Raw genomic sequence first — 1,628 nt, 5'->3', positions numbered from 1 at the left:
CCAATGTCATCAACCTAAGCTGCAGCCCTGCCCAAGGCAAGCCCCCCGAAGCAGCCAGCCGCCATGGCCGTCGGGCGATGACCAGGCCTCTGCCGCTCAATCAGGCGGTCTAGCTGGGCTGGCGGTGATGTGATCATCGTCTGTTCCGGCTGTCTAGGCGAGATTTCTCGTTCTCCGGACGAGCCTATGCCGACCGCTTGTGGCCAGCTTTTTTGCACGGAGGTTGGGCGGTGGTGTTTCTTCAGCGCGTCGGTTTGTAGCCCTCACAACCTCGGCTGGCTGCGCGTTTGCGTTGGCGCGCAAAGCTACGGCCTGAGCGTACGGCACTGAGGCTTTTAGCCATCAAGGCCAGCACATTGCTCAGCCCCTGAGCACAGTGCCGCACCAGCAGCTCGACCAGGGTATTTTTGAGCCGTGACACGCCTTGGGTGAAGTTGACTTTCCATCGCAGCTTGCGACCTTTGTGGCGCTGTTCGATGACCGGCTGTAGCAGGTGCTGCATCAACAGCGCCAGGTTCTTCAACAGTTGAGCGGCATGAAAGTCCTGCTTTACAGCGGTCACGCTGCGGCCGCTGAAGTTGTCCAGCGTCAGGGTTTGTTTGAGGCGACGGAAATCGGTTTCGATGCCCCAGCGGCGGTGGTAAAGCTCGGCAAACACCTCAGCGGGAAAGGCTTCTCGATCCAGCAGCGAGGTCAGCAATACTTCGCTTTCGCCGTTGGCCAACTCGACCCGGATCAGTCTCAGCTCGATCTGGCTGGCAGGATCAACGCCAGCCTCGGAGCAGAACAGACGTGCTTCAGGATGGTTGGCCACGAAAAGCTGTGTGTCTTCAACTTGGCCAGAGTGTAGAAACGCTTTGACCTGGGCGTTATAGCCACAGGGCAGGCGCATCAGAAAGTGCCGCTGTTGCTGCGCGAACAGCGCGAATAACCAGTGCCCAGGGTAACCACGGTCAAACAGCGTCAGGCTGTCAGCCGGCAGGTGCTCAAGGTGCAGATGGGCACAGTCGCGCTCGCCGACGGTCAGGGGCACGATCAGGCTATGCAAGGTTTGACCGTCAGCGACTTCGTAGAGTGTGGACAAGCGAGCCATGGGAAAGCCAGAGTGACTGCCAAAGAAGGTCGCCATGGTCGACTCCAGGGGTAAATGCACGGTCGAGCCATCCACCGCGAGCACCCTCAGCCCACGCCACTTCTGACGCAGCCCGAAGCAGTCAATTTGTTGCTGCAGGAGGCGATTGAGACTTTCAAATACCTCGGGGTTGAGCTTTTTGCGCGCTTTGCAGAAGGCCTGCGCAGTGACCATTTGCGTCTCAGTCGACGCCTGATTGAGTACGCGATAGAACTGATCGAGTTCGGTTTGCAGGGCCGTGCGCGGCTGATTGAGCAGGAACAGGACGAGGTTCTTGAAGGTGAGCTGGCGTCGGCGGGTAAAGTCTTGAGGATTCTGGCGGTGGGCGGCGATGAAGGCGGGACAATCGAGCGGGCTGGTTATTTTTTGTACAATTTTCAAGCCAGGGTTTGGCTGGCGGTGTCAAGCGATGCGGTATAGGTAGTCAAAAGGGCTTCTCCCATGCACTGATTTGAGCGCTAATTATATGATATTTATGGATAATTTCCAAAGTTGA

Annotated in this window: 1 protein-coding gene; it reads right to left on the bottom strand. The window is 57.7% G+C overall.

Annotated elements, in window-relative coordinates; all coding sequences use genetic code 11:
• Positions 1–241 precede the first annotated feature (241 nt).
• Positions 242–1,513 carry an IS4-like element ISPa1635 family transposase gene (locus P353_RS25375; protein ID WP_004423958.1) on the bottom strand — a complete coding sequence of 424 codons (1,272 nt, stop codon included), beginning with the start codon at positions 1,511–1,513 and terminating at the stop codon, positions 242–244.
• Between the last annotated feature and the right edge of the window lie 115 nt (positions 1,514–1,628).

The organism is Comamonas testosteroni, assembly GCF_000761245.1.
Taxonomy (GTDB): Bacteria; Pseudomonadota; Gammaproteobacteria; order Burkholderiales; family Burkholderiaceae_C; genus Comamonas; species Comamonas testosteroni_C.
The sequence above is the reverse complement of the archived record's forward strand: the minus strand, read 5'-3'. Positions and strand labels throughout refer to the sequence as shown.